Genomic DNA, 25,151 nt, shown 5'->3' with positions numbered 1-25,151 from the left:
ATCTAGTCTTCCTCATTTTTTTCTATACCATCTATTAAAGATGTTTCATTTTCTTCATTATTATCACTTGAAGAAACTTCTTGATCAGTACTTGTTAATTCAATTTTTTCAGCTGGAATTATTTCACCATCTTCTGTATATCTAATAACATTACCATTTTCATCTACTTCAATTTCTTCAGCCTCTTTTGGACATTTTGCAATTGAAACAACCTTATCCCCTTTATCAACATTAACAATAATAACACCAGAAGTATTTCTTCCAGCTTTTCTAATTGTTTGCATGTCAACTCTAATCATTTTTCCAATAGAAGTAAGTGCCATTAAATCTTGAGTTTCATCAACTAAAACTTCTCCAACAACATTACCAGTTTTATTTGATAATTTCATTGATATAACACCAGAACCTGCTCTATTTGTTAATCTATATTCAGAAACAGTTGTTCTTTTTCCAATACCTTTTTCAGAGATTGGTAATAATTCTTGGCTTTCATCAGAGATTACATCAGCATCAACAACATAATCAGAATCATGTTTAAATTTAATACCTCTAACACCTCTAGTACTTCTACCTTGTTCTCTTGTTTTCTCAATATCAAATCTAATACATTGTCCTAAGCTTGTAAAAATCATTAAGAACTGTGACTCTGCATCTGTAATTTTTGCAGTTACAACTTCATCAGTATCATCAAGAACAATAGCTCTAACACCATTTGATCTAATATTAGAAAATTCAGATAATGATGTTCTTTTTACAATACCATGTTTAGTAAAGAATGCTAAAGATTTAGACTCATCAAAATCAGTAGTAGGAATTATTTCCATAATTTTTTCATCATCTCTTAAATTAATTAAGTTAACAACAGCTTTACCTTTTGCAGTTCTTGAACCTTCAGGAATTTTATATACTTTTAACCAGTATAATTGACCCATATTTGTAACAAACATTAAAGTATCATGTGTATTTGATACAAAGAATCTTTCAATAAAGTCATCATCATGAGTAGTTACAGCTGTTTTACCTTTACCACCACGTCTTTGTTTTTCGTAAGACTTAATTGGTACTCTTTTTACATAACCATTATGAGTAATTGTAACAACCATTGACTCATTTGGAATTAAATCTTCAATATCAATTTCATCATAAGAATCTTCAATATCAGTTCTTCTCTCAGAAGCAAATCTATCTTTTACATCAATTAATTCTTCTTTAATAATCTCATTTAATCTTTCTTCAGATTTTAAGATTGCTTCTAAATAATCAATTAAAATTAATAATTCTTGATATTCAGCTTCTAATTTATCTCTTTGAAGACCTGTTAATCTTCCAAGTCTCATATCTAAAATAGCTTGAGATTGAATATGAGATAAAGAAAATCTTGCCTGAAGTTTTTCCCTAGCATCTGTATCATTTGCTGATGCTCTAATTATTTTAACTACTTCATCAATATTATCAAGCGCAATTTTAAGACCTTCTAAAATATGAGCTCTAGCTTTTGCTTTTTCTAATTCAAATATAGTTCTTCTAATAATTACAGTTTTTCTATGTGATAAGAATACTGTTATTAATTCAGGTAAAGTAAATACTTTTGGTTCTTTATTATGAACAGCTAAAAGAATAATTCCAAATGTATTTTCCATTGGAGTTGATTTATAAAGGTTATTTAATACAATTTCACTCATTGCATCTTTTTTAAGCTCAATTACAACTCTAATTCCATCTCTATCTGATTCATCTCTTACTTCAGAGATTCCTTCAATTTGCTTTTCTTTTGCTAAGTTTGCAATTTGTTCAATCAATCTAGATTTGTTTACTTGGTATGGTAATTCATCAAGAATAATAATCTCTTTTTTACCTCTAGTCTCGATATGATGTTTAGCTCTTATTCTAACACGTCCTCGACCTGTATTATAAGCATCAATAATTCCACGACGCCCAAAAATTGTTCCACCTGTTGGAAAATCAGGTCCTTTTATAAATTCCATTAACTCATCAGCGGTTGCTTCTGGGTTGTCAACCATATGTAAAGTAGCTGCTAATAACTCATTTGAGTTATGAGGTGGTATTTTTGTAGCCATACCAACTGCAATACCTTCTGAACCATTTAACAATAAGGTTGGAAGTCTAGTAGGCATAACTGATGGTTCTTTCATAGTATCATCATAGTTAGCTGTAAAGTTTACAGTATCTTTATCAAGATCTTTCATAACTTCTTCAGCTACTTTGGTCATACGTGCTTCGGTATATCTCATAGCTGCTGCATTATCACCATCAACAGAACCGAAGTTCCCTTGACCATCAATTAGAGGAGCTCTCATAGAGAAATCTTGTGCTAATCTAACTAATGCATCATAAACAGAGTTATCACCATGAGGGTGGTACTTACCAATTACATCTCCAACAATTCTTGCCGATTTTTTATAAGATGATTTAGAAGTAATATTTAAATCATGCATAGCATATAGAATTCTTCTATGTACGGGTTTTAATCCATCTCTCGCATCTGGTAACGCACGTCCAATAATTACACTCATTGAGTAATCTAAATAAGACGCTTTTACAGAGTCTTCAATATTTATATCAATAATATCTTGGTTTTCGAAAAGGTTTTCCATTAACAAAGGCCTTTGTTTTGTAGTATTTAGTTATTTTATCTAAAAAGCCCTTAGCATAAGTTGTAAGAAAGATAATGTGTAAAAAAAAGCATAAAAAAAGGGTCTAAAGTAATACTTTAGACCCTTTTTATTATAAAAATTACTTAGAATTTTTATGATTTACAATCATATTGTAAAGTTCATCTTTTAGTTTTAATTTTTCTTTCTTTTTCATCTCAATAGTAGCATCATCAACATGTGATTGAACTAGTTTTGTAATTTCATTATCTAAATCATTATGTTGATCAAATAATTTATGAAAGTGTGCATCTTTTTGTTTTAATTCTGTAATTAATTCTCTATCTTCATGAAACATTTTTTTATCCTATATATTTATTTTTGTTATTTAATTATATCATTATATATCTTAAAATAATTTATATTAAGTACGATAATCAGCGTTAATTTCTACATACTTATAACCTAAATCGCAGCCATATGCAGTAAAATTACTATCCCCTAAACCAATATCACAAATAACTTTAAAATTATCATTTTTTAATACTTTTGAGGCTTTTGCTTCTTGTATTTCATCAAAGCAAAGTTCACCTTTATTATATACAATAACATTATTATATGAAATAACTAAAGTCTCTTCATCACAAGTTATTCTACTAGCACCTATAGTTGAAGCAATTCTTCCAAAATTTGGATCTTCACCAAAAAGAGCTGTTTTTACTAACAATGAATTTGATAAAGCTTTAGCAGCGATTTCAGCCTCTTCAACTGTTTTAGCATTTATAACTTCAAATGCTACTGCTTTTTTAGCACCTTCACCATCTGCAACCATTAACATAGCCATATCATGCATAACAAGTCTTAAAGCTTCAAAGAAAGCTTCCTTATCATAAGCATTTGATTCTTTACTTGCTAACAACATTACCGTATCATTTGTAGAAGTATCTCCATCAACTGAGATTGCATTAAAAGTTGTTTTACTATTTACTTTTAATGCTTCTTTCATATCAGCATTAGAAACATTCGCATCTGTACAAATAAAACATAACATTGTTGCAAGATTTGGATTTATCATTCCAGCACCTTTTGCAACGGCACCTATTTTAAAAGATTTACCATCTTCTAGTTTTACTTCATACATACAAGTTTTTGCATAAGCATCTGTTGTCATTATAGCTTTTGATAAGTTCTCACCAGAATTTGCTGTTAAATCAAAAGATTTTGCACCCTCAACTATTTTTTGTATTGGTAAAGGGTTTCCAATAACTCCAGTTGAACTCATAATTGGGTTTACTAATTCAAAAGGTAGTGAATTAAATATTGTATTAATATCTTCAATACCTTTTTTTCCAGTCATCGCATTTGCATTTTTTGAATTTATTAAAACGAAGTTTGTTTTAAAATTCTCTTCATACTGTAAAAAATGTTTTAAAGGTGCTGCTTGAAATTTATTGTCAGTAAATAAAGCCTGAACATCACAAGGTTTTGATGTATAAATAAAACCTAAATCTTTATCTCCACTTGGTTTTAATCCTGCACTAATACCATCACAGTTAAAGCCATCTATTTGATCAATATGACCTTTAATTGGTAAAATTGTAAACATGTTATATATCCTCTGGTTTAATTGTTAGATTAATTATTCGTCTAGATCTAGCAATACCTTTTTGAGAACCAACTAATAATAGCTTTGATTTTGCGCTAATTACAATTGTTCCTTTTGGCATTTGTATAAATCTACCTTTTTCTTCTGTAATACCTATTACAGAAACTTTTAATCTATCTCTTAAATGTAAATCTTTTATTTCTTTATTCACAGCCCATGAATCTTCATTCACAAAAACTTCTTCCATATCAATAGGAGTATCTCTTTTATATAAAAACTCATCAAGCACGTTTTCCATGTCTGGTCTAATTGCCATTGCAGAAACTCTTTTTGCCATTAACGAAGGAGTTGCTACAACTTTATCCGCTCCTAGTTTTTTAAGTCTAATTTTCTCATTTTGTGTTTCAGCATTTGCAATAATTAAAAAAGGATGTCTTCCTAATTCTTTTTCATACAATCTAACAGATGCAATTAAAGTAATATTATCTGAAATACTTTTTGAAAGTGAAATTGCACCTTTAGCTGAAGATAAATGTGACTTTAAAAAAGCTATTTCTTTATATGGCTCTTCTTTTACATAATATGGGTAACCATTTTCTTTTGCAATTTGTTCAAGGTTTTCACTTGGATCTACAACAACAAAAGGAATATGATTTTCTCTAAATTGTTTAGCTAATTGAGCTGTATATTCATTGTGATAAAAAATCACAAAGTGTCTTCTTAATCTTGCAATTTTATAAAGCATATTTCTTTCCTTATACAAATCAAATAGTTTTCCTTTTACCATAGCATCAATAAGAATAGCCATTGACAAAGTAAAAGTTGCAAATCCAAAAATGATTAAAGTAATTGTAAAAAATCTACCTGCAGGTGATATTTCTGCCACTTCACCAAAACCTACAGTTGTAAAAGTAATACCTGTTTGGTAAATAGCATCTAAAATGGTGAAATCATCAATAATAATATATCCAAGTGTTCCTATCATCATGATAACTTGAACTAAAACTAAAGGTAGTCTAAATGGTTTTAATTGTGAGTAGATTACGGGGTTTAAGTCGTATTCAGGCTTGGCTGATCTTATTTCCCAGCCAAGAGCTTTTTTGATTCTTCTTAAGATGCTCATGAAAGCACTTTCAAGAGCCTTCTATGAGTGTTTTTTAAGAGTTCTTAACTCTTTTGCAGAAATTCTAATTTTCTGAGTAGTACCATCTTCTAAAGTAACTCTTACAGTTCTTAAGTTTGGTAAAAATCTTTTTTTAGTTCTATTCTTTGCATGACTTACGTTGTTTCCAGACATAGGTCCTTTTCCTGATATTGCACATCTTCTTGACATTTTTGTTCCTTCTATAGTGAAAAATATTTGCGTATTCTACCTTATTTATCTTAATTCTAATTTAAATATTGTCAAGAACTGTATTTAATTTATTTATATTTTTTGACAACTCATATTTCTTTGCGATTTTTCTATTAGCTTTTTGAATTGTCTTTAAATCATCTTCTCTACTTAACAAAGCATCAACTTTAAAAGAGGTAGATGGATCATCTGGCTTTTGCATTGTTGCAAAAACATCGATAAGCTCACTGGCATGGTTTATAGATGTAGTTAACACTGCACATTTAAAATACATAGCTCTTAAAATATTTGTTGCAAAACTCTTATTATATGTAGGTAGAATAAATATATCTGCTGCTAAAAATAGTTCATTTTCATTTTCATAATCTTCTAAAAGTAAAACTTCTCCTCCAAAGTTATATTTTGATATTAAAAACTTCAAACTTGTAATTTGATTTTTGTCTGATGAAATTATTATCTGTTTATTCATTGAATTTAAAGAAACTATGATATCAAAGAAATCTTTTACACCAGAAGTTTTTAAATTTTTTGCAGTAAAATATATGATTTTAGGTGTTGAATCAATATCAAATTTCTTGCATAATGATTCTTTTACTTTTTTTGCTTTTTGATAATTTAAATTTACACTTGGGTATATTACTTTAATATTTTCTTCTAAAACATCCACTTTTTTAAGAATATCATCTTTTAATTTTTTACAATTAACAATAACTTTTTTAGCATTTTTAATATTAGTAAGCGAAATATCATCTAAAGTTCCAGAATGGAAATAAATGTCTGCATATTCTTTTTTTAAAAAAGATAGTTTTTGAAAGAATGATTTTTTTTCTAAAACTTTTATTCTTTCATCTTTTTCTATTTCTTTGATTAGATTCGTTTTTGTTTTATATGCTATTGAAATTTTATTCATTTATTCTCTTTATTGGTGAAATGCGTATATAGGGCTTTTGCTAATTTTAATGTTTTTTTCTAATAAATTCCCAAATTTATCATAAACTTTTTTAAAATCCGTTAATTCTATTTCTCTATTTGTACTTAACCAAATAATATCAAATTTTTTATTGTTTTTTTTACAAGTAATAACATTTAAATCTTTTGAATTTGAAAAATTTATAAATTTTGAATCTTCAATATGAGTATTTAGAGTATCAAATACTTTTAAAATATTTTTATCTTTAATTGAATCTTTTGATATAAAGATACAATCAATTTTTCTTGAAAAATAAGTAATTAATAAATACTTTAAGAAGTTATTAGCATTTTCATCATTAAATTTTTTATTTACTATATTAAAAGTAATTAATAAATTATCATTTGAAACTCTTGAACTTAACATAGAAAGAGAATAGAACATATCAATTTTTTTTGCAAAATCAAAAACACGAAACTCTTTTATTTCTGGATTTATATCTAAATTAAGAGTATAGTCAATCTTAGTTTTATCATATAATAAAGAGTTTTTATCAAAGAAATATTTGATTTTATTAATAAAATCAAATTTTTCAATATCTAAAGTCAGAATATTTTCATTTTGAGAATTTTTAAAAGAGTTTTGAAAAAAACTTTTAAATTTTTCTTTTTTACCTTTTAATAAATAAGAAAACATAAATATTAAGGGATAAATTAATATTGTATGTATTGAGGATTTTAGTTTGTTTAGTGTCATTATTTATATCTTTATTTTTTTATAATAATATCAAATTATTATAAAATGTAAAGATTGATTAAAATGAAAGTGATTAAGAAAAAGAACAATTTGTTTTATTTCAAATAAGTTTAGTTTATATAAATAATCATTGTGTTATTATCAGCATTACATTAAAATTGAAAGATTATTAGAAATGCCTGATATACTACAAAAATTAAGAAATACTCCTAGAATTGATTATCTAAATTATTTAATATTACTTTTTGCTTTTACACTTAGTTTTCCAAGTGAAATAAAAAGAGTAGTTGCAATATTGATGATATTACTATGGATTACTGATAGAACTAAATATGATTTTCAACTACCTAAAAGTAATATTTTTTTATTTTTCTGGATTTTTTTGGGATATTCTTTATTATCCTATTTCTGGAGTGATGCCACGTTTCAAGAAGCAATAAGCTATATAAGAAAATATTGGTATTATTTAACAATTTTTGTAATATTTAAATATCTAAAAAAAGAGTATCTAAAATACAGTATAAGTTTTTTCCTTTTAGGAATGCTTATAAGTGAAATATTATCTTATGGTAATTATTTTTCATTATGGCAAATAGGTCTTGGTGGAAAAGAAAATCCAACAGTTTTTATACATCATACAACTTATAGTGTTTTTCTTGCTGTTGTTTCAATTTTCTTATTTATAAAAATTTTAAACGAAAAATCAATAATTAACAAATCAATATATATGATTTTCTTTATAACTATAACAATAAACTTATTAGTAAATAGTGGAAGAACAGGATATATTTCATTCTTTATTACAATATTATTATTAAGTATATATTTATTTAGAGAAAAAATTAAATATATTTTTATAACAATATCTTCTATTATTTTTATAATTTTTTTAGCATATTCTATAAGTCCAAATTTTAAAAATAGAATTAATTTAATTCAAAATGATATAATAAAAGTATCAAATGAAAACAATTATAATACTGCAATTGGAGCAAGAATTGGATTATGGGTTATTTCAAAAAAAACAATTTTTGAAAATCCAATATTTGGAGTAGGAATAGCTAACAGTTATAAAACAAAAAATGACTATATTGATAAACAATCAAAAAATGATTTTAATTACATAAAAACTTTACATAGTTTTCATAATATTTATTTAGAAATACTAATACAATATGGAATAGTTGGATTAATTCTATTTATTTTCATAATATATGAGATTTTTAGAATTAAAATTAAAAATACTGAGATATATTTACTAAAAAATATTACACTATCTATTTATTTATTAGGAAGTTTTGTAGATATTCTTTTTTATTTAAAAGATGCTATGCTCTTTTTTTCTTTTATAATCGGTCTATTTTTAGCTAATTATAAAATCGAATATCAAAATAAATTAAACAATTTTAATTAATTCAATATTCTTTTGTTTATAATTAATATATAAATTTTCATACTCTAAGACTTGATCTTCTTTTAACAACATATTTGTATCTATTTGAATAATATTTAAAAAATCAATATTGTACAAATATCCAATAGTTTCTAAAGCACTTGACCTAATTGAAATTAATCCCAAGGGTCTTTTACCGTATTCTAAAATACCTAATTCTAGTATTGTAGAAAATTTTTTAATATTAAAATTGAGTTTTATTGATAAAGCATTTAAATATTCTAAATCCTCATATCTATGAGGAATATATGTAATCTTATAATTACTATAATAGTTAAGAACATTTTTGATAATTTTTTCAAAATATTCTCTTGAAATATACGTGTTTATTAAGTTGGATCCAATAAAGAAAATATTTTTTTCCATAGGTAGTAAGTTAATTGATTTTCTAAAATGAATATATTCATTTTTTATTATTTTATTATTTAAAGAAAAAGAAGTTAAGTCATAAAAGGAAAAAATTTCAAGTTTTTTTAAAAAGTTTAAAGAAAGACATCTTTTTAGAAGAAGAGTAAAAACATAATTTCTTTTAAATTTATGTATATATTCATCCTTTTTTAAATTATTGGCAATTAATAATGTCTCGTTTCCATCATCAATTAATATGTTTTCAGTAGCATTTATTTTATTTATTGAATGGATAATATATGATGTAATAAGACCGAAAAAACAATATTTTATATTTTTATATCTTATTAATATTTTATTTAAATTTATAGAATAAAGTATTTTATTTATAAAAGTGAGTTTATAAAAATATACTTTTTCCCAAAAACTATCATCAATTATACTATCGTAAAGTTTTTTGTCTACATCATTTTTATAAATACAAATTAAGATATTTCTACCTTTATTATTAAATTGTTTACAAGCCTCGATACAATTAAAAAGTTGAAAAGGAGTTCTAACTAGTGATAATGAAATATCATTCATCTAAAAATCTTTGAAAGAGCACTTTTCAAATTAAAATTAATCTCTTTTAATGAAGAATTATAATTATCACTTAAAGAATAATCAAAACTGCATATCCTTGTAATAAGATTCTTTGTTTCAAATTTATTTAATATTTTCAAATATCCTTTGTCAGGTTTTGCTTCATTTGTACCTATAGTATAAACATTTTTTTCAGAACTAATTGCTTCACTAATCATAGAAGAACTTTCTTCGGTTACAAAAATAGTATCAGATAAACCCAAAAATGCTAAAAGGACTTTTTCTTCTTTTTTATTATATGATACAAAATAAGAATAGTATTCCTTTAATTTCTCTTCTAATTCATTTTCTATATGTAAAGGGGTTCTCCTTGAAGTTGTAATAAGCCATTTAATACTTTCTTCATCTGATATTCTTTTAATAAATTCTATTAAATTATCGTAAAACTTATTATTGTATTTATATCCTGCTCCATCTCCACCTATTAATAAAGTATAATATTTTTGATTAATCTCTAGATTATTTATTTTTAAAAAATTTTCTGATTTTTCTAATAACTTTTCTTTAGTAATCGTATTTGGTGCAACATCTAAAATGATTTGGTTTCTATATCCTAAATCAATTACTGTTGTAACATAAGTGAAAAGCTCTTCTTTTAATCCTCGTAAAGATCCATTTAAAATATTTTTACTGGAATAAGCTTTAGCAAACCATGCATTAATATTTGAAACATTTCCTCCAGTTGAAAGTATTAAGTCTGGTTTACTATTAGGTAGTCTAAAGTTCTTATAAAAAAACTTTATAAACTTTAAATTTATTTTATTTTCAAAAAATCCTGAAAAGTTATTTAATAAAAACCTTAATATTTTTCTAGAAAACTTAGAATTAATTTCTACATTTATATATTCAATTTCTAAATTTGTATAAATCTCAGTTAAGTATAAAATCAAACCTTCTGTTTGATTATAATGGCCTGGTTTATTGTCTTTTAGCACTAGAATATTCATTTTAAAACTTCTTTGTATAAAGTTAAAGTTTCTTCAACCATATTATTTAAAGTAAACTTCTTTTTTGCATATATGAAGATTTCATTATATTTTTCTAAAACTAATTCATAATTATTCTTTAATTTTAGAACCTTATTACTTAATGCTTTATAGTCATTAAAAGGTATAATAAACTCATTTCCAATTATATCTTTTATATCAGATACATCTGTTGATAATACAGGTGTTTCGGATAACAGGCTTTCAACGAAAACATAAGGAAAACCTTCTCTATCAGATGTAATTATAAATAACTTGGAAATCTTCATGATTTTTTTAATATCTATATTATCGACATTACCAACAAACAATATTTTTTCTGAAACACCTTCGTTTTTAGCTAATTCAATCAATTTTTCTTTATATTCTCCATCTCCTGCAAGAATACAAAAGACATCTAAGTCTTTTAATGATTTTATTAATATATCAAATCTTTTTACATCACAAAGTCTACCAACAGAACAGATTAAAAACTTATCTTGAGGTATATTATATTTAGCGAAAATATCATTATCTTTTATCTCTTTAAAATCAATACCATTATAAATTGTTTTTTTATTCTTATTTTTCAGTTTTTGTGAAATTTTATTAGAAACAGTAATTACAAAATCACTTTTTTCAAATGATGATAAGTCTCTTTTATAACTATGAAGAGTCGAGATAATTTTAGTATTTAAAAATGGCTTTAATCTTACAATCATTGATGTTGCTTTGTTTGCTTGAGTATGGATAATATCAAATTTTTCTTTTTGTAAAATTTTTAATAGTTTATATAAAATAAAAATATTTTTTCTTCCTTTTGACAAATCAAGTGATATAAATCTTACTCCTTGAAAAAATGACTTAAAGTCATTATGAGCAATAACAGTAATATCTACATTATTATCTTTTAATTGTTTTGATAACTCAATAGTATGCTTCTCTAATCCTCCGTCTTCATTTCCTGCAAGAATTTGACATATTCTCATTTAGATATTCCCCTTAATCCTCTTTTCAATTTTATCTTAAAGGCTAATAAGTTATCTTTTCCACTTATAGTAATTCGTTTTAACTCAAACAAATTTGTATTTTTGATATCATCAATTCCTTTTTTAGTTGTTGTGGCATTTAAATAATTTGTTTTTTTTACAATATTAATATCTTCATCATCATAAATTCCAAAAGGATAACAAAAAGAGTTACACTTAATATTAAAATTTTTTTCGATATTTAATTTCGAATTAATTATCTCTTTTTCTTTTTCTTTTTTAGATAATGTTGACAAATTATCATGAGTCATTGTATGAGATCCAATTTCTATTATGCCTGAGTCAATTAACTCTAACACTTGATTATCAGATAATTTTTTTTCTCTTTTTAATTCACCATTACTATTTTTCTTTTTTCTTTTTGATGACCATTCTCTATCATGCCTATCTACAACTAAATATATTGTGGCCTTTGCATTATATTTTTTTAATATTGGCAAAGCATTAATATAATTATCTTCATACCCATCATCGAATGTAATTGCAATTGATTTATCTGTCAAATTATCTTTATTTAAAATCAACTCACTCATTGTAAGAAAAGTCCAATTATTATCATATAAAAACTTAATCTGTTTTTCAAATTCTAGAGGAGAAACTCTTAAACCATTAAATTTTGCACCTTTTTTATGCTCAGATATCATATGATACATAAGAATTCGAGGAGATGACAAGTCAACAGTTTTTGTCCACCATGCATATCTAATTGAATAATATATAAAAATAATTAATAGTAATATAATTATTAATTCCAAGAAACTAATCCTTTATATACATTTAAAGTTTTTTCTAACATATTACTCAAAGAAAAATTGTTAGAAATATAAGTATATCCATCAAAATTTAAGCTTCTTGCTTTTAAAATTTTTTCAGCTAACTCTTTTTCATTTCCAATTCCAAAAAAGAAGCCATTTTCATTTTCTAGTATTATATCTTTTACACCACCATGATTTGTAGCAACTACGGGAGTATTTAAAGCAAGAGATTCAGCAACTGCACGTCCAAAGCTTTCTGGTTTTTTAGAAGAACTAACTACTACATCACTTAAAGCATATATCTCTGCTATTTTACTTTGACTTCCTGTAAAGATGATATTTCTTTCTAAATCAAGTTCTGCTATTAGCCTTCTTAATGAATTTAAATAGTCTTCTTTGTCAGATCTTACTCCACCTACAATTAGCGCTTGAACACCTGATACTTCTTTTTTTATAATAGAAATAGCTTTTATAAAAGTTTCATAATCTTTTAATTGTGTAACTCTTCCAACAGAAGAAATAATAAATTTGTTTTCTAAATCATATTTATTTTTAAAATCTTTTATAAAAGCTTTATCTATATTTAATAAGTTAAATAATTCTAAATCTATTCCTCTTGGAATTACTGTAATGATTTTATTATCTGTCTTATAATTCTTTTGAATATATTCTTTTATACTATTACTAACACAAATTACAGCATCTGATTTTGTCATTATTTTACTATAAAAGCTAACAGAATTAAATCCATGTACAGTGCTAACAACTCTAATATTTAAGCTTTTATTGGCAAAAAACACTAGCCATGCAGGTACTCTACTTCGTACATGTAAAATATCTGGTTTTATTTCTATTAATATTTTTCTTAATTTAAAAACTCTTGTAATACTAGTAAATATATTCTTACTGCAAACATCAAAAGTGATATGTTTCCCACCATCTAAATCAATTTGATTTGATAGTTTACCTCCATTACTAATAACAATAGAGTCTATGTTTAGTTTTGAGTATTCACGATTAAGCTCAACAACACCACGTTCAACTCCACCTTCATTAAGTTCAGGAAGTAATTGCACAACTTTCATAATAACTTACAATTTCCAAGTAGGTTTTGGTATTACATTTTTAACGTCAACTAATACATTTTCACCATTTATTAATAATTCAAATTCTTCTTGTGAAATAGTTCTAAATTTATCATGTCCAACGGCTACAACTATAGCTTCATATTTTTTATCAGATTTTAAGGGGTCATTTATAAAGTTATAATTATAGTAGCTTTTATCTTTTTCATCTATCCATGGTTCATATACATCAATTACAGCACCATATTCTTGCAGTTCTGAAATAATATCTACTACTTTCGTATTTCGTATATCTGGGCAGTTTTCTTTAAAAGTTAAACCCATTATTAAGATATTAGAATCTTTAATTCTTTTACCTTTTTTAATCATAAGTTTTATTGTCTTTTCAGCTATATATTTACCCATTCCATTATTAATCTGTCTTGCACCTAAAATTAGGTTTGGTTTATATCCTAGTTCTTCTGCTTTAAAAGTAAGGTAATATGGATCTACTCCAATACAATGTCCACCTACTAGTCCTGGTTTTAATTTTATAAAGTTCCATTTTGTTGCTGCTGCTTCTATTACATCATTTGTATCTATATTCATAGTATCAAAGATTAGTGCTAATTCATTTACAAGTGCTATATTTACATCTCTTTGAGTATTTTCTATAACCTTTGCTGCTTCTGCTACTTTTATTGAGCTTGCTTTATGTGTTCCTGCTGTTATAATTGAATTATATAGTTCATCTACTTTATCAGCAATCTTAGGAGTTGAGCCTGCTGTAATTTTAAGTATCTTAGTAACTGTATGTTCTTTATCACCTGGGTTAATTCGTTCAGGAGAATATCCACAAAAGAAATCTTTATTAAAAGTCATTCCTGAAGTTGATTCAAGCTCAGGCACACATACTTCTTCTGTAACACCTGGATAAACTGTTGATTCATATATTACAATATCATCTTTTTTTAGTACACGTCCAATCATTTGAGATGATTTTACTAAAGGAGTTAAATCTGGTCTATTAGAAGAATCTATTGGAGTTGGTACTGTTACTATATAGATATTTGCATCTTTTATATCATCTAGGTTACAAGAGTAAGTAATACTATCTCTTACTTCTTTTAACTCATCACTTGTTAATTCTAGTGTTCGATCATAATTATCGTTTAGCTCTTTTACTCTTGGTTCATTAATATCAAAACCTACAACTTGATACTTTTTTGCAAAAGCTGCAGCTAGTGGTAATCCTACATATCCTAGGCCTATTATGCATATCTTTTTATTCATTTTAAACCTTTATATTTCTATTTTTTCTAATAATTTACTAAAATTAACTTTCTCTTTTGTACTATTTACAGTATGCGCTAAATTATGGAACTTTGTATCAAACTTTTTTGATCTTAACTCAATAATTGAAATATCAGCATCACTATTAGCTCGGGCTTCACTTAACATTGATGTTGAATCTATTGTAATAAATAATTCACTACAAAGATTTATAAAATCTGGTATAGGATTTATTGTTGGAGTATCTGAATATATTAATTTATAATCAAATTCATACTCATTTAATAAATCCTCAATTTGTCTTGAAGTTCTTCTTGAAGTTGTGACATATTTTAAATAATCATCATAATTTTTAAATATCAAATTTAAAACATTTTTAATATTCTCTACATCCATAGTAAAAATACTATTATCGCCACCTATTATAATTCCTATAGATTTTTCATCAGATTTGATAATATTTTTAGGAACTGTATATGACAAGTTTAAAGGAATAGTAATTATATTATCTAATTGCGGAGGATTATCATGTTTTTGTGCAATAATATAATTAAAATCTGTATATTTATATGATTTAGGAAGCATTAATGCTATTGATTTTAAATTATGTGTTTTACTTATAAATTTATTAAAATAGTAAGTACTTGAACCAGTACTTACAACTGCATCATAAAAATCATAATTATATTTTCTATAATTTTTAAATAATTCATCTGAGTATCTATCAAATTTATCTAGAATGTAAGAAAATAATTTAAATATTTTTAATTTAAATTTTACTTCTAAAATATCATAACTTATATTTTTTATTTTACAAAATGCGATTGATTGATTTAGATGACCGGGTGTACCATCACTTATTATTAGTATTCTTTTCATATATCTCTCTATAATGATTTTTGAACCTTTTATGAGGCCAAAACCACTGTTTTTTATCTTCAAGTATTATAGCAGATAATGCATTAGCTTGTAGTTGAGATAGCTCTTTTATATCATTTTCTTCATTTTGCGTTTTAATAGGAAGAATTGGTTCATAAACTTTCATTTTATATTTATAATTACCTTTATTAAACATAGCAATAGGAACTATTACAGCATTAAACTTTCTTGCTAATAAAGAAGATGTAGAACTTTGGTATGCTTTTTTCCCTAAAAACTCTACTTCTGTACCATCTTTTGAATTAATATTTTGATCTATTATTAAAGATATTGCTTCTTTTTTCATCAAAGCTTTTACCAGTTTTTTAACAGCACCCGATCTTAAAATTACTTTTGAACCACAAGCTTCTCGAGCCTTTATAATAAATTCATCAATTTCTTCAAAATTTGATTTCCGCATAACTTGATGAGTTTGAACAATCATTCTATTCATATAGGTTCCAGCCATATCCATATTTCCATAATGAGCAGAAATAAAGATTATAGGTTTATTTTCATTTTTTAATTTTTCTATAATTTCTTGATTTTCTATAGTTACATCTTTTTTAAGCTCTACATCTGTAACATCTAAATTTTCTATTAAAGATTGTGCCCATAAAAGCATGTTGAAATATGAATATTTCTTTATTTCTTCAATTTCATTTTTATCAAGTTTTTTAAATTTCTCATTTTTACCATCAAAGACAAAGTTTAAATTTGTTTCTATTATTTTATTTGTTTTTGAAGAAAATAAATATGCAAGTTTTGCTAAAATTCTAAAAAAACCTCTTCTTAAAGAAACAGGTAATTTTCTTAAAATAAAAACTAAAGCAAGAAAAAGTTTATAAACAACTTTTTTCATTATAAAATCTCTAAATTAAACTCTTTAGGTAATTCTAATTTTTCAATATTTGAATTAATTAAAAAAGTTTTATTTTCTAATTCTAATTTTAATGTATTATTTTCTTCATCTAATAAATAGTTAATTTTAGGTCTAGATAGATCTTGATTTGTAACAATATTTAAAGATATCATAAAAGACAACCATCTCATCACATCAATACTTGGAAGTAAATCCTCATATTTCTGAATATCTTTTTTTGATGGTAATGATTTTTTAGAAAACTTAATAACATGAGCAATAATAACTCTTGTAGTGTGTAAAAAATCAAAAGAAAGACCATTTAATATAAAATCAAAAGCATTATCATTTGATTTATAAAAATTAAGTGTTGAACCAATTGAATGAAGTTTTGAAGCAATTACAAGATAAGTTTTATACTTATCTTCAAGTTGGTGAATAGGTTTTAATACATCAAATATTTTTGAAGCATTATTTCCCATATAAGCACTTTGTTTAGGCTCAATCTCAAATCTATCTAAAAGTGATCGAACACTTACATTAAAATTAGAAGGAAATACACAATTTGAGTTTCTAAGTAAATCACTTAAGTAAACACCTTCTCGTACACCTACCCCCGAAGTAACTACATCAGATATATTTAATTCGTCTAGAATAGTCTTTAAAATAAAAGTACCCTCTTTAATCGTATCAAATCTATCTTTTTTAATACCTAAAGTTTTTAATTCATCATTATTTTCAGCATTTATAACTTGAAGTAAAAAACCTTCTTCTTTTGAAACTTTATATTTATATCCATGTAAAATATCTAATGGATATTCATTTCTTTGCATGATTATTTTAGAAATAGATCTAATACTTCCACCAATACCTACAATAGTATCTGGTATTTCAATATTAAGTTCAAAAATCTTTTTTAAATTATCTAGAATATATTTTCTAGCACCTTCAATATCATTCTTATTAAAAAAAAGTTCTTTTATTCGTACTGTTCCAATATTTAAAGAAATTGATTTGATAATTTTGTTATCTTTTACAAAACAAAACTCAGTGGAACCTCCACCTATATCAACAGTAACAAAACTACTATTATGAAGTAAGTTTAGTGCAGCAACACCACCATAATAAGCTTCTTTTTCTCCATCAATGATCTTAATATTTAAACCAAAATCTTTTTTGATTCTTGATAAGAAAACTTTTGAATTAGGGGCATCTCTTAAAGCAGAAGTTGCAACACACATTACTTTTCTAGACTTTAGGGATTCAGATATATTTAAAAAAGATTTCATAGATTCGTATGCACGTTGCATAGGAATTTCTTGAAGGTTTCCATTATTTTCATAACAGCCTTCAGAAATTTTAACCCTACTTTTCGTTTCATTTATTAAGTTAAATGCAAACCTACTACTTTTTTGTAGTACAACCATACGCATTGAGTTCGACCCAATATCAATAATAGTTGTGATTTTAGACATATTAAGCTTCTTCTTCTTCTAACTGTTTAAATTTAAATTTTAACTCTTCCATTGTTTCTTGATTATCAGGATCTATAATAATACAATCAACTGGGCAAACCTCAATACATGAAGGTTCTTCATAATGACCAACACATTCTGTACATCTATCAGAATCAATTAAATATATTGGATCACCCTCTTCAATTGCGTAATTTGGGCACTCTTCTCTACAGGCATCGCAAGCGATACATTCATCAGTAATAATTAAAGACATTAACACGTTCCTAGTATAAATTATATATCTTGGAGTTATAACTAATTATTCTTTATAATTTCTTTAATTTGGAAAAATTTCTGTTTATTTTCGGATATAAGTACAAATTTCTCTGTTTTGTATAAAAATAGTTCATTACAAATATATAAAGAAGCTAAAATATCGAACTCTCTAATATTTCCAGCAAACAATACAAAATCATAGTTTTTTGCATCACATAGAGATAATGCAACAGCACCAGGTGATCTAAATTTTAATTTTTCATGTCTTAATTTTGTACAAATTTCTGGATATGAGTATGCTCTTTCAAAAATTCCTATCTTTTTAGTAGAGGAAACTATTAAATTATCTCTATTTTCATAAAAATATTCTTTTTTAATATCATCATCAAAAGCTTTATATGTCAAAACTCCACTGACTAAATTACAAACAAAACCTGCAATTGTTTCATTTTTATAAACTAAAGCAACAGATGTTCCATAATAAGGTAAATTTGAAGAAAAATTATCACTACCATCAAGTGGATCAATAATTATGTCAAACTTTTTGTCATTACTTAATCTTCCACACTCTTCTGAGTAAATGTTTCCAAAAATTTCTAGGTATTTTATAAATATATTTTCTGCAATTAAATCAATATTTAGTGTTTTATCTCCACCAAATCCAATTTGTTGTGAGTAGTTTAAATCTTCAAGTGTTAATTCGTTATTAATATATAAAAATAACTTTTTATTAGCTAATATTACAGCCTTTATAAAAGAGCTTTTATAAAGGTCTGTAATTGGGATATTCATTAACTTAAACTAAAATTTTAATAATCGCTCTAGCTGCATCTCTTCCGTCTGCTGCAGCAGTTACTGCAAGATGAGCACCTCTTTTACAATCTCCACCTGCATAAACTTTTTCATTTGAAGTTTGAAAAGATTTATTAATTTCAATTCCACCCCATGAATTAGTTTCTACATTTAAATCTTTTAAGAAAGATGGAACTTCAGGTGAGAATCCTAAAGCCATAATAATAATATCAGCTTCTTCTAAATATTCGCTTCCTTCATCAATTACAACTCTTTGTCTTCCTGACTCATCCGCTTCACTCATAGATGTAGTAAATAATTCTACACCTAATGCTAATTTACCTTCAGTTTTAATAGCTTTAGGGCTTACATTAAATACAAATTCTACACCCTCTTCTTTTGAGTTTACAACCTCTTTTTTAGATCCTGGCATATTAGCTTCATTTCGTCTATAAAGACATTTTACGCTACTAGCACCTTCTCTAATTGAAGTTCTAACACAATCCATTGCAGTATCTCCACCACCAATAACAACAACTCTTTTATCTTTTACATCAACAAAATCAATTTTATTATTACCTAAGTTTCTTTTTTGGATACCTGTTAAGAAATTAATTGCTAAATGAACATTAGATGATTTCTCACCTTCAATACCTGCATATCTACTTGCAGTTGCTCCAATTCCTATAAAAATTGAATCAAATTGACTTTCTAAATCTTTTGCAGAAATATCTTTTCCAACTTCACAATTTAAATGAAGTTTCATTCCAGATTCTAATAACCAACTAATTCTTCTATCAATTGTAGTTTTATCAAGTTTAAATCCTGGAATTCCATACATTAAAAGTCCACCAGCTCTATCAGCTCGTTCAAACATCTCAACTTGGTAACCTTTTCTTAAAAGAAAAGTAGCCGCTGATATACCAGCTGGTCCTGAACCTATAATTGCAACTTTTCCATCTTTCTTATTTTTAGAGAATTTTGGTTTTAAACCTCTTTCAAAAGCTGCTTCTGAAATATGTGTTTCAACTGCACCAATAGAAATAGCACCATGTCCTGTATTTAAAGAACAAGCGCCTTCACAAAGTACATCTTGAGGACAAATTCTTCCTAAAATTTCAGGGAAAGGAGATGTTTCATTTGATAAAGCAAAGGCTAAATCTGGATTTTTTGTCGCTGTTTGTTTTAGCCATGCTGGAATAAAGTTTCCTAAAGGACATCCAGTATGACAGTATGGATCTCCACACTGCATACATCTATCAGATTGTTCTTTAGCTCTTTGTTTCCCAAATACTTGATATACTTCATTATAATCTTTTAATCTTTGAAGAACATCTCTTTTTTCAGGATTAATTCTCTCAAATTTAGTAAAATTTAACATATTCTAATCTCCCTCATCTGGATCAAGTGGTAATACTGTCATATTTTTAGGTTTTACCATCCAGAAGTTTCTAATTTCAGATCTATAGTTTTGTAATATTCTATCAGCTTCTTCACTTTCTGTTTCATGAAGATAATCTAATAATAATCTTTTTAAGTAAAGTCTTTCTCTTTCAGTATCATCTGTATCAATTCTTACTGCTTCAATTAACTCTTGATTCATTTTATCAACAAAGGCTTTTTCAGGATCGTATATAAATGAAATACCACCTGTCATACCAGCACCGAAGTTAATACCTGTATTTCCTAATATAACTACGATTCCACCTGTCATATATTCACAAGCGTTATCTCCTGTACCTTCAACAACAGAAATACATCCTGAGTTTCTTACAGCAAATCTCTCACCAACAGAAGCTCTTATATATAAAGTTCCACCAGTAGCACCATATAAACATGTATTACCACCACCAGCAAATCTTTGACCTTGATGTTTTGGATTAACGATAATTTTACCACCGTTCATTCCCTTACCAACATAATCATTAGCAGCACCATCTAGATATAAATTCATACCCGTAGAAAGGAACGCACCAAAAGATTGCCCAGCAATACCTTTAAGATTAATATTAATAGAGTTTTCAGGTAAACCTTTATCTCCATAGAATCTTGCAATTTCACCTGAAATTAATGCACCAAATGATCTATTTAAGTTAGAGATTTCTGTATTAATTTTAATTGGAGAATTAGGGTTTTCAATAGTTCTATGAACTTTTTTAAGTAATTCTTTTTCATATTTATTATCATCAAAAGGAGCATTTGTTTCTTTTTGACATGTATCAATACCGTCAATTCTTCTTAAAATATTTTGGAAGTCAAACTTTTTAGCAAAATCATCATCAATTACTTTTAATAAATCAGAACGTCCTACAATTTCTTCAATTGTTGAATAACCTAATGATGCAAGAATATTTCTAACATCTTCAGCAATAAATGTAAAGTATGAAATCAATCTTTCAACTGTACCCTCAAAGTGCTCCCTTAAACTCTCATCTTGAGTAGCAACACCTACTGAACATTTATTCGTATGACAAATTCTTAAAATTTTACAACCAAGTAATGTTAATGCAGCTGTTCCAAATGCGTATGATTCAGCACCAAGCATTGCAGCTTTAACTACATCCATACCTGTTTTTAAACCACCATCAGTTTGTACATGTACAAACTCTCTTAAGTGATTTGCTTTTAATGCATTGTGAGCTTCTGAAAGACCCATTTCCCATGCATTTCCTGCATGTTTAAGTGAAGTTAATGGAGCAGCACCTGTTCCACCATCTCCACCTGAAATAATAATCTTATCAGCATAAGCTTTTGCAACACCTGCTGCAATTGTCCCAACACCAATTGAAGATACTAATTTAACTGTAATTTTAGCTAATGGATTGATTTGTTTTAAATCAAAAATTAATTGAGCTAAATCTTCAATAGAGTAAATATCATGATGTGGTGGTGGTGAAATTAAAGTAACACCTGCAACTGTATGTCTTAATGTTGCAATTAAAGGAGTAACTTTATGACCAGGTAACTGACCACCTTCTCCTGGTTTTGCACCTTGTGCAACTTTGATTTGTAATTCTTCTGCTGATCTTAAATATCCAGGTGTAACCCCAAATCTTCCAGATGCAATTTGTTTAATTTTAGAATTTTTTAATGTATTAAATCTTTTTGGATCTTCTCCACCTTCACCTGAGTTTGAAGAACCACCAATAGTATTCATAGCTTGTGCAACTGCTTCATGTGCTTCAGGAGAAATAGAACCACATGACATAGCAGCTGATGCAAATCTTTTAAAGATATCTTCTTTTGATTCAACAGCACTTACATCAATAGATTCTTTATCAGAATTAAATTCAAAGAAATCTCTAATAAATTTTTTATCTCTTGTTTCAACTAATTCTTTTAAACTATCAAAATCAGAAATATCTTCTTTTTTACTTGCATTCTTGTTATGCATTGCTTTAGTAGTAGCTGGTCCATAATCATGATACTCACCACCATTAGAATACTTATAGAACCCACCTAAATCAAGAGGGAACATACAGTTTTCTTCAATATAAGCATTTATATGTGATTTTTCTATTCTTTTTTCAATATCTTCATAAGTTAATCCAGCTAAATCAGTATATGCACCTTCAAAACAATCTTCAGTAATTTCATCAGATAATCCAATAACATCGAATAATCCAGAGTTTCTATATGAAGCAATAGTACAAATACCCATTTTAGACATGATTTTTAATAAACCTGCATTTAAAGATTTATGAGTATTTTTTAATAATCTTTGTAATTCATACTTAGATAAATCTTTTTTCTTAAATAATGCAACCGTTGTAGCATACATCATATATGGATAAATAGCTGTTGCACCAAATCCAATTAATACTGCAGCCATATGAGGATCATAAACTTCACCTGTAACTGTTACAATTGAAACGGAATGTCGTACTTCTTCTTTTAATAATTGATGATTTATATATCCAACAGCCATTGCCATTGGAATTAATTTTGCTTTTTCTCCAACATCTCTATCATCTAAAATAATAACAGAAACTTTTTCTTCTTTTACTGCTTTTACAACTTTAGAAGATAAAGCAGCTAATGAAACTTTTAAGTCTGTAGTAAAAGTAGTTGAGAATGTTTTATTTTTATAATAAGCATCATATCTTGGAGATTGATTATAACCAAACGAGTGGAGGATATCAAACTTTTCTTTCATTAAAATTGGACTTGTTGTTTTTAATCTTTTTGCAAATTCTGGTTGCTCAGCTAAAATATTATGAATCTGACCAAATCCAGTTTCTAAAGACATTACAACTTTTTCTCTATATGGATCAATAGGAGGGTTTGTAACTTGTGCAAATTTTTGCTTAAAGAAATCAGTAAAATTTCTGTTTACTTCAGAGAAACATGCTAAGGGAGTATCATCCCCCATAGAACCAACTGGTTCTTTCCCATCTGTAGCCATTGGTTCAATCATTTGATCAATTGCTTCATATGTAATATTAAAATATTTTTGCTTTTTTTCTAAATCATCTACAATATAATCACTAGTATTTAAGAAAGAATCTTCAATATACTCTTGGATATAATCCATATCTTCATTTAACCATTTTGAATAATATTGAGATGACTTTAAATAATCATTAATATCATCCTCTTTTAATACTTTCCCGTGTTTAAGGTCAAGAGCAATCATTTCTCCTGATTGCAATCTACCTCTTTCTAAAATATTATCTTCATCTAAAGTTAATGTTCCATACTCAGATGTAATATATAATTTATCATCTTTTGTAATTACATATTTAGAAGGTCTTAAACCATTTCTATCAATTAAACAACCAATATGTCTACCATCTGTTAAAGAAACAGCAGCAGGACCATCCCATGCTTCCATTGCAGTTGCAGTATATTCATAGAATGCTCTTAAATCAGCATCCATATGCGGTGCATTTTGCCAAGGTGCAGGAACTAAAGATCTTGCAGCTTTAAAAAAGTCAACACCATTTGCTAACATAAATTCAAACATATTATCTAACGAAGCAGAATCAGAAGAACCTACTTGTAAAATTGGTAATAAACGTTTCATTTCTGCATCTGAAAAAATCTCTGATTTTAATTGTTCAGATTTAATTTCAACATTAAATCTATTAGCTTCAACAGAGTTTATTTCACCATTATGCGCTATTGCTCTAAAAGGTTGTGCTAATTTCCATTGAGGTAATGTATTAGTAGAGAATCTTTGGTGAAATAATGAAAATGAGATTTTAAAGTCTTCATCTCTTAAATCAACATAAAAATGCTTAATATGCGTAGGCATAATAAGACCTTTATAAGCGATAACTTTAGATGAAAAAGTAGGAATATAAAAATCTTTTTTATCTATTAATTTATGCTCACATTCTTTTCTTGTTAAATAAAGCATTGCATCAAATCTTTTTGATGACATTAAAGTATTAGGCACTACAAATACTTGAATAATATTTGGTAAAGAAGCTAAGGCTTGTGCACCTAAAGCATCCGTATCAACTGGAACAGTTCTTCTTAATACAACTTTTAAATCATTGTTTTCACAGAATTCTTCAAATGTATCAATATCAGCTAAATCTTTTGCAAAAATCATAGCAATACCATAAGTTTCAGGTAAATCAACACCTTCACTTGTTGCTACTTTTCTCATAAAATATTCTGGAATAGATAATAATAAACCAGAACCATCTCCAGTTTTACCATCCGCGGCTACTGCACCTCTGTGCATCATTCTTTCTAGTGAAGTTATTGCATCTTCTAAATTTTTATGACTTTGTCTGTTCTGCATATCAGCAACAAGACCAAAACCACAGTTATCTTTAAAAGAAGTTAGTAAGTCTAAATTACAACCCATCATTTTCCTTTATATTTAATCTTTATATATTCCTTAGTAAAGTGCTATAATATACTTTAAATTTCTTTAAATTATGTTTAAAATCCATTAACTATTTTTCAATTAGATTAGCTAAGTAAAGGGATGCTGGTGATTATTTATACAATAATAGAATAATTTACATATAATTTAAATACAACTTTTTCTACTACTTTTAGTAGTACTATTTGTATTCC

At 26.5% G+C, this 25,151-nt stretch carries 21 protein-coding genes; 1 reads left to right on the top strand and 20 read right to left on the bottom strand.

Annotated elements, in window-relative coordinates:
• Positions 1-2: 2 nt before the first annotated feature.
• From gyrA to KO488_RS14545, 7 genes are all read right to left on the bottom strand, one after another.
• Complete coding sequence (gene gyrA / locus KO488_RS14575; protein WP_216059533.1) at positions 3-2,615, bottom strand: DNA topoisomerase (ATP-hydrolyzing) subunit A; 2,613 nt, start codon at positions 2,613-2,615, stop codon at positions 3-5.
• A gap of 139 nt (positions 2,616-2,754) precedes the next feature.
• The gene (locus tag KO488_RS14570; protein WP_216059532.1) at positions 2,755-2,970 is read right to left on the bottom strand and encodes a YdcH family protein; all 216 of its coding nucleotides are present in this window, start codon (positions 2,968-2,970) and stop codon (positions 2,755-2,757) included.
• Between the two features lie 66 nt (positions 2,971-3,036).
• Positions 3,037-4,218, bottom strand: a complete 1,182-nt coding sequence (argJ, locus tag KO488_RS14565) for a bifunctional glutamate N-acetyltransferase/amino-acid acetyltransferase ArgJ (protein WP_216059531.1) — start codon at positions 4,216-4,218, stop codon at positions 3,037-3,039.
• A gap of 1 nt (position 4,219) precedes the next feature.
• Positions 4,220-5,341, bottom strand: coding sequence for a potassium channel family protein (locus KO488_RS14560; protein WP_216059530.1), 1,122 nt, complete (start codon positions 5,339-5,341; stop codon positions 4,220-4,222).
• 21 nt (positions 5,342-5,362) lie between these two features.
• Complete coding sequence (gene rpmB / locus KO488_RS14555; RefSeq protein ID WP_216059529.1) at positions 5,363-5,551, bottom strand: 50S ribosomal protein L28; 189 nt, start codon at positions 5,549-5,551, stop codon at positions 5,363-5,365.
• Between the two features lie 61 nt (positions 5,552-5,612).
• Positions 5,613-6,482, bottom strand: coding sequence for a glycosyltransferase (locus tag KO488_RS14550; RefSeq protein ID WP_216059528.1), 870 nt, complete (start codon positions 6,480-6,482; stop codon positions 5,613-5,615).
• Positions 6,483-6,491: 9 nt separating this feature from the next.
• Positions 6,492-7,238, bottom strand: a complete 747-nt coding sequence (locus KO488_RS14545; protein WP_216059527.1) for a hypothetical protein — start codon at positions 7,236-7,238, stop codon at positions 6,492-6,494.
• A gap of 175 nt (positions 7,239-7,413) precedes the next feature.
• On the opposite strand from KO488_RS14545, the gene KO488_RS14540 reads away from it, so the two are divergent.
• The gene (locus KO488_RS14540) at positions 7,414-8,652 is read left to right on the top strand and encodes an O-antigen ligase family protein (protein WP_216059526.1); all 1,239 of its coding nucleotides are present in this window, start codon (positions 7,414-7,416) and stop codon (positions 8,650-8,652) included.
• Here KO488_RS14540 and KO488_RS14535 read toward each other — a convergent pair.
• Genes KO488_RS14535 through gltB form a run of 13 tightly spaced genes read right to left on the bottom strand, consistent with a single transcriptional unit; the run spans position 8,635 to position 24,936 of the window.
• Entirely contained in the window at positions 8,635-9,624 is a 990-nt protein-coding gene (locus KO488_RS14535; protein ID WP_216059525.1) for a hypothetical protein, read from the bottom strand. The genes KO488_RS14540 and KO488_RS14535 overlap by 18 nt on opposite strands.
• A complete protein-coding gene (locus tag KO488_RS14530) occupies positions 9,621-10,631 on the bottom strand; it encodes an ELM1/GtrOC1 family putative glycosyltransferase (RefSeq protein ID WP_216059524.1) in 1,011 nt (336 codons plus the stop codon). The genes KO488_RS14535 and KO488_RS14530 overlap by 4 nt, the downstream gene beginning before the upstream one ends.
• Positions 10,628-11,638: a glycosyltransferase family 4 protein gene (locus KO488_RS14525; RefSeq protein ID WP_216059523.1), complete on the bottom strand. Its 1,011-nt coding sequence runs from the start codon at positions 11,636-11,638 to the stop codon at positions 10,628-10,630. The genes KO488_RS14530 and KO488_RS14525 overlap by 4 nt, the downstream gene beginning before the upstream one ends.
• Complete coding sequence (locus KO488_RS14520; protein ID WP_216059522.1) at positions 11,635-12,453, bottom strand: polysaccharide deacetylase family protein; 819 nt, start codon at positions 12,451-12,453, stop codon at positions 11,635-11,637. Before KO488_RS14520 ends, KO488_RS14525 begins: the two co-directional genes overlap by 4 nt.
• The gene (locus tag KO488_RS14515) at positions 12,444-13,538 is read right to left on the bottom strand and encodes a glycosyltransferase family 4 protein (RefSeq protein ID WP_216059521.1); all 1,095 of its coding nucleotides are present in this window, start codon (positions 13,536-13,538) and stop codon (positions 12,444-12,446) included. The genes KO488_RS14520 and KO488_RS14515 overlap by 10 nt, the downstream gene beginning before the upstream one ends.
• Positions 13,539-13,544: 6 nt before the next feature.
• Positions 13,545-14,810 (bottom strand): nucleotide sugar dehydrogenase, encoded by a 1,266-nt coding sequence (locus KO488_RS14510; protein WP_216059520.1) that lies wholly within the window; start codon positions 14,808-14,810, stop codon positions 13,545-13,547.
• Between the two features lie 9 nt (positions 14,811-14,819).
• On the bottom strand, positions 14,820-15,689 hold the full coding sequence (locus tag KO488_RS14505; RefSeq protein WP_216059519.1) for an ELM1/GtrOC1 family putative glycosyltransferase: 870 nt from the start codon (positions 15,687-15,689) through the stop codon (positions 14,820-14,822).
• Positions 15,664-16,590: a hypothetical protein gene (locus KO488_RS14500; RefSeq protein WP_216059518.1), complete on the bottom strand. Its 927-nt coding sequence runs from the start codon at positions 16,588-16,590 to the stop codon at positions 15,664-15,666. Before KO488_RS14500 ends, KO488_RS14505 begins: the two co-directional genes overlap by 26 nt.
• A complete protein-coding gene (locus KO488_RS14495; RefSeq protein ID WP_216059517.1) occupies positions 16,590-18,065 on the bottom strand; it encodes a Ppx/GppA phosphatase family protein in 1,476 nt (491 codons plus the stop codon). Before KO488_RS14495 ends, KO488_RS14500 begins: the two co-directional genes overlap by 1 nt.
• Before the next feature lies 1 nt (position 18,066).
• The gene (locus KO488_RS14490) at positions 18,067-18,321 is read right to left on the bottom strand and encodes a YfhL family 4Fe-4S dicluster ferredoxin (RefSeq protein WP_216059516.1); all 255 of its coding nucleotides are present in this window, start codon (positions 18,319-18,321) and stop codon (positions 18,067-18,069) included.
• A 41-nt stretch (positions 18,322-18,362) separates the two neighbouring features.
• A complete protein-coding gene (locus KO488_RS14485; protein WP_216059515.1) occupies positions 18,363-19,115 on the bottom strand; it encodes an inositol monophosphatase family protein in 753 nt (250 codons plus the stop codon).
• 4 nt (positions 19,116-19,119) lie between these two features.
• Complete coding sequence (locus KO488_RS14480; protein WP_216059514.1) at positions 19,120-20,496, bottom strand: glutamate synthase subunit beta; 1,377 nt, start codon at positions 20,494-20,496, stop codon at positions 19,120-19,122.
• A gap of 3 nt (positions 20,497-20,499) precedes the next feature.
• Positions 20,500-24,936 carry a glutamate synthase large subunit gene (gene gltB, locus KO488_RS14475; RefSeq protein ID WP_216059513.1) on the bottom strand — a complete coding sequence of 1,479 codons (4,437 nt, stop codon included), beginning with the start codon at positions 24,934-24,936 and terminating at the stop codon, positions 20,500-20,502.
• Positions 24,937-25,151: the final 215 nt, after the last annotated feature.

Origin of the sequence: Poseidonibacter lekithochrous (genome assembly GCF_018861145.1) — a bacterium.
GTDB lineage: Bacteria > Campylobacterota > Campylobacteria > Campylobacterales > Arcobacteraceae > Poseidonibacter > Poseidonibacter lekithochrous_A.
This window is presented reverse-complemented; position numbering and strand designations above follow the sequence as displayed.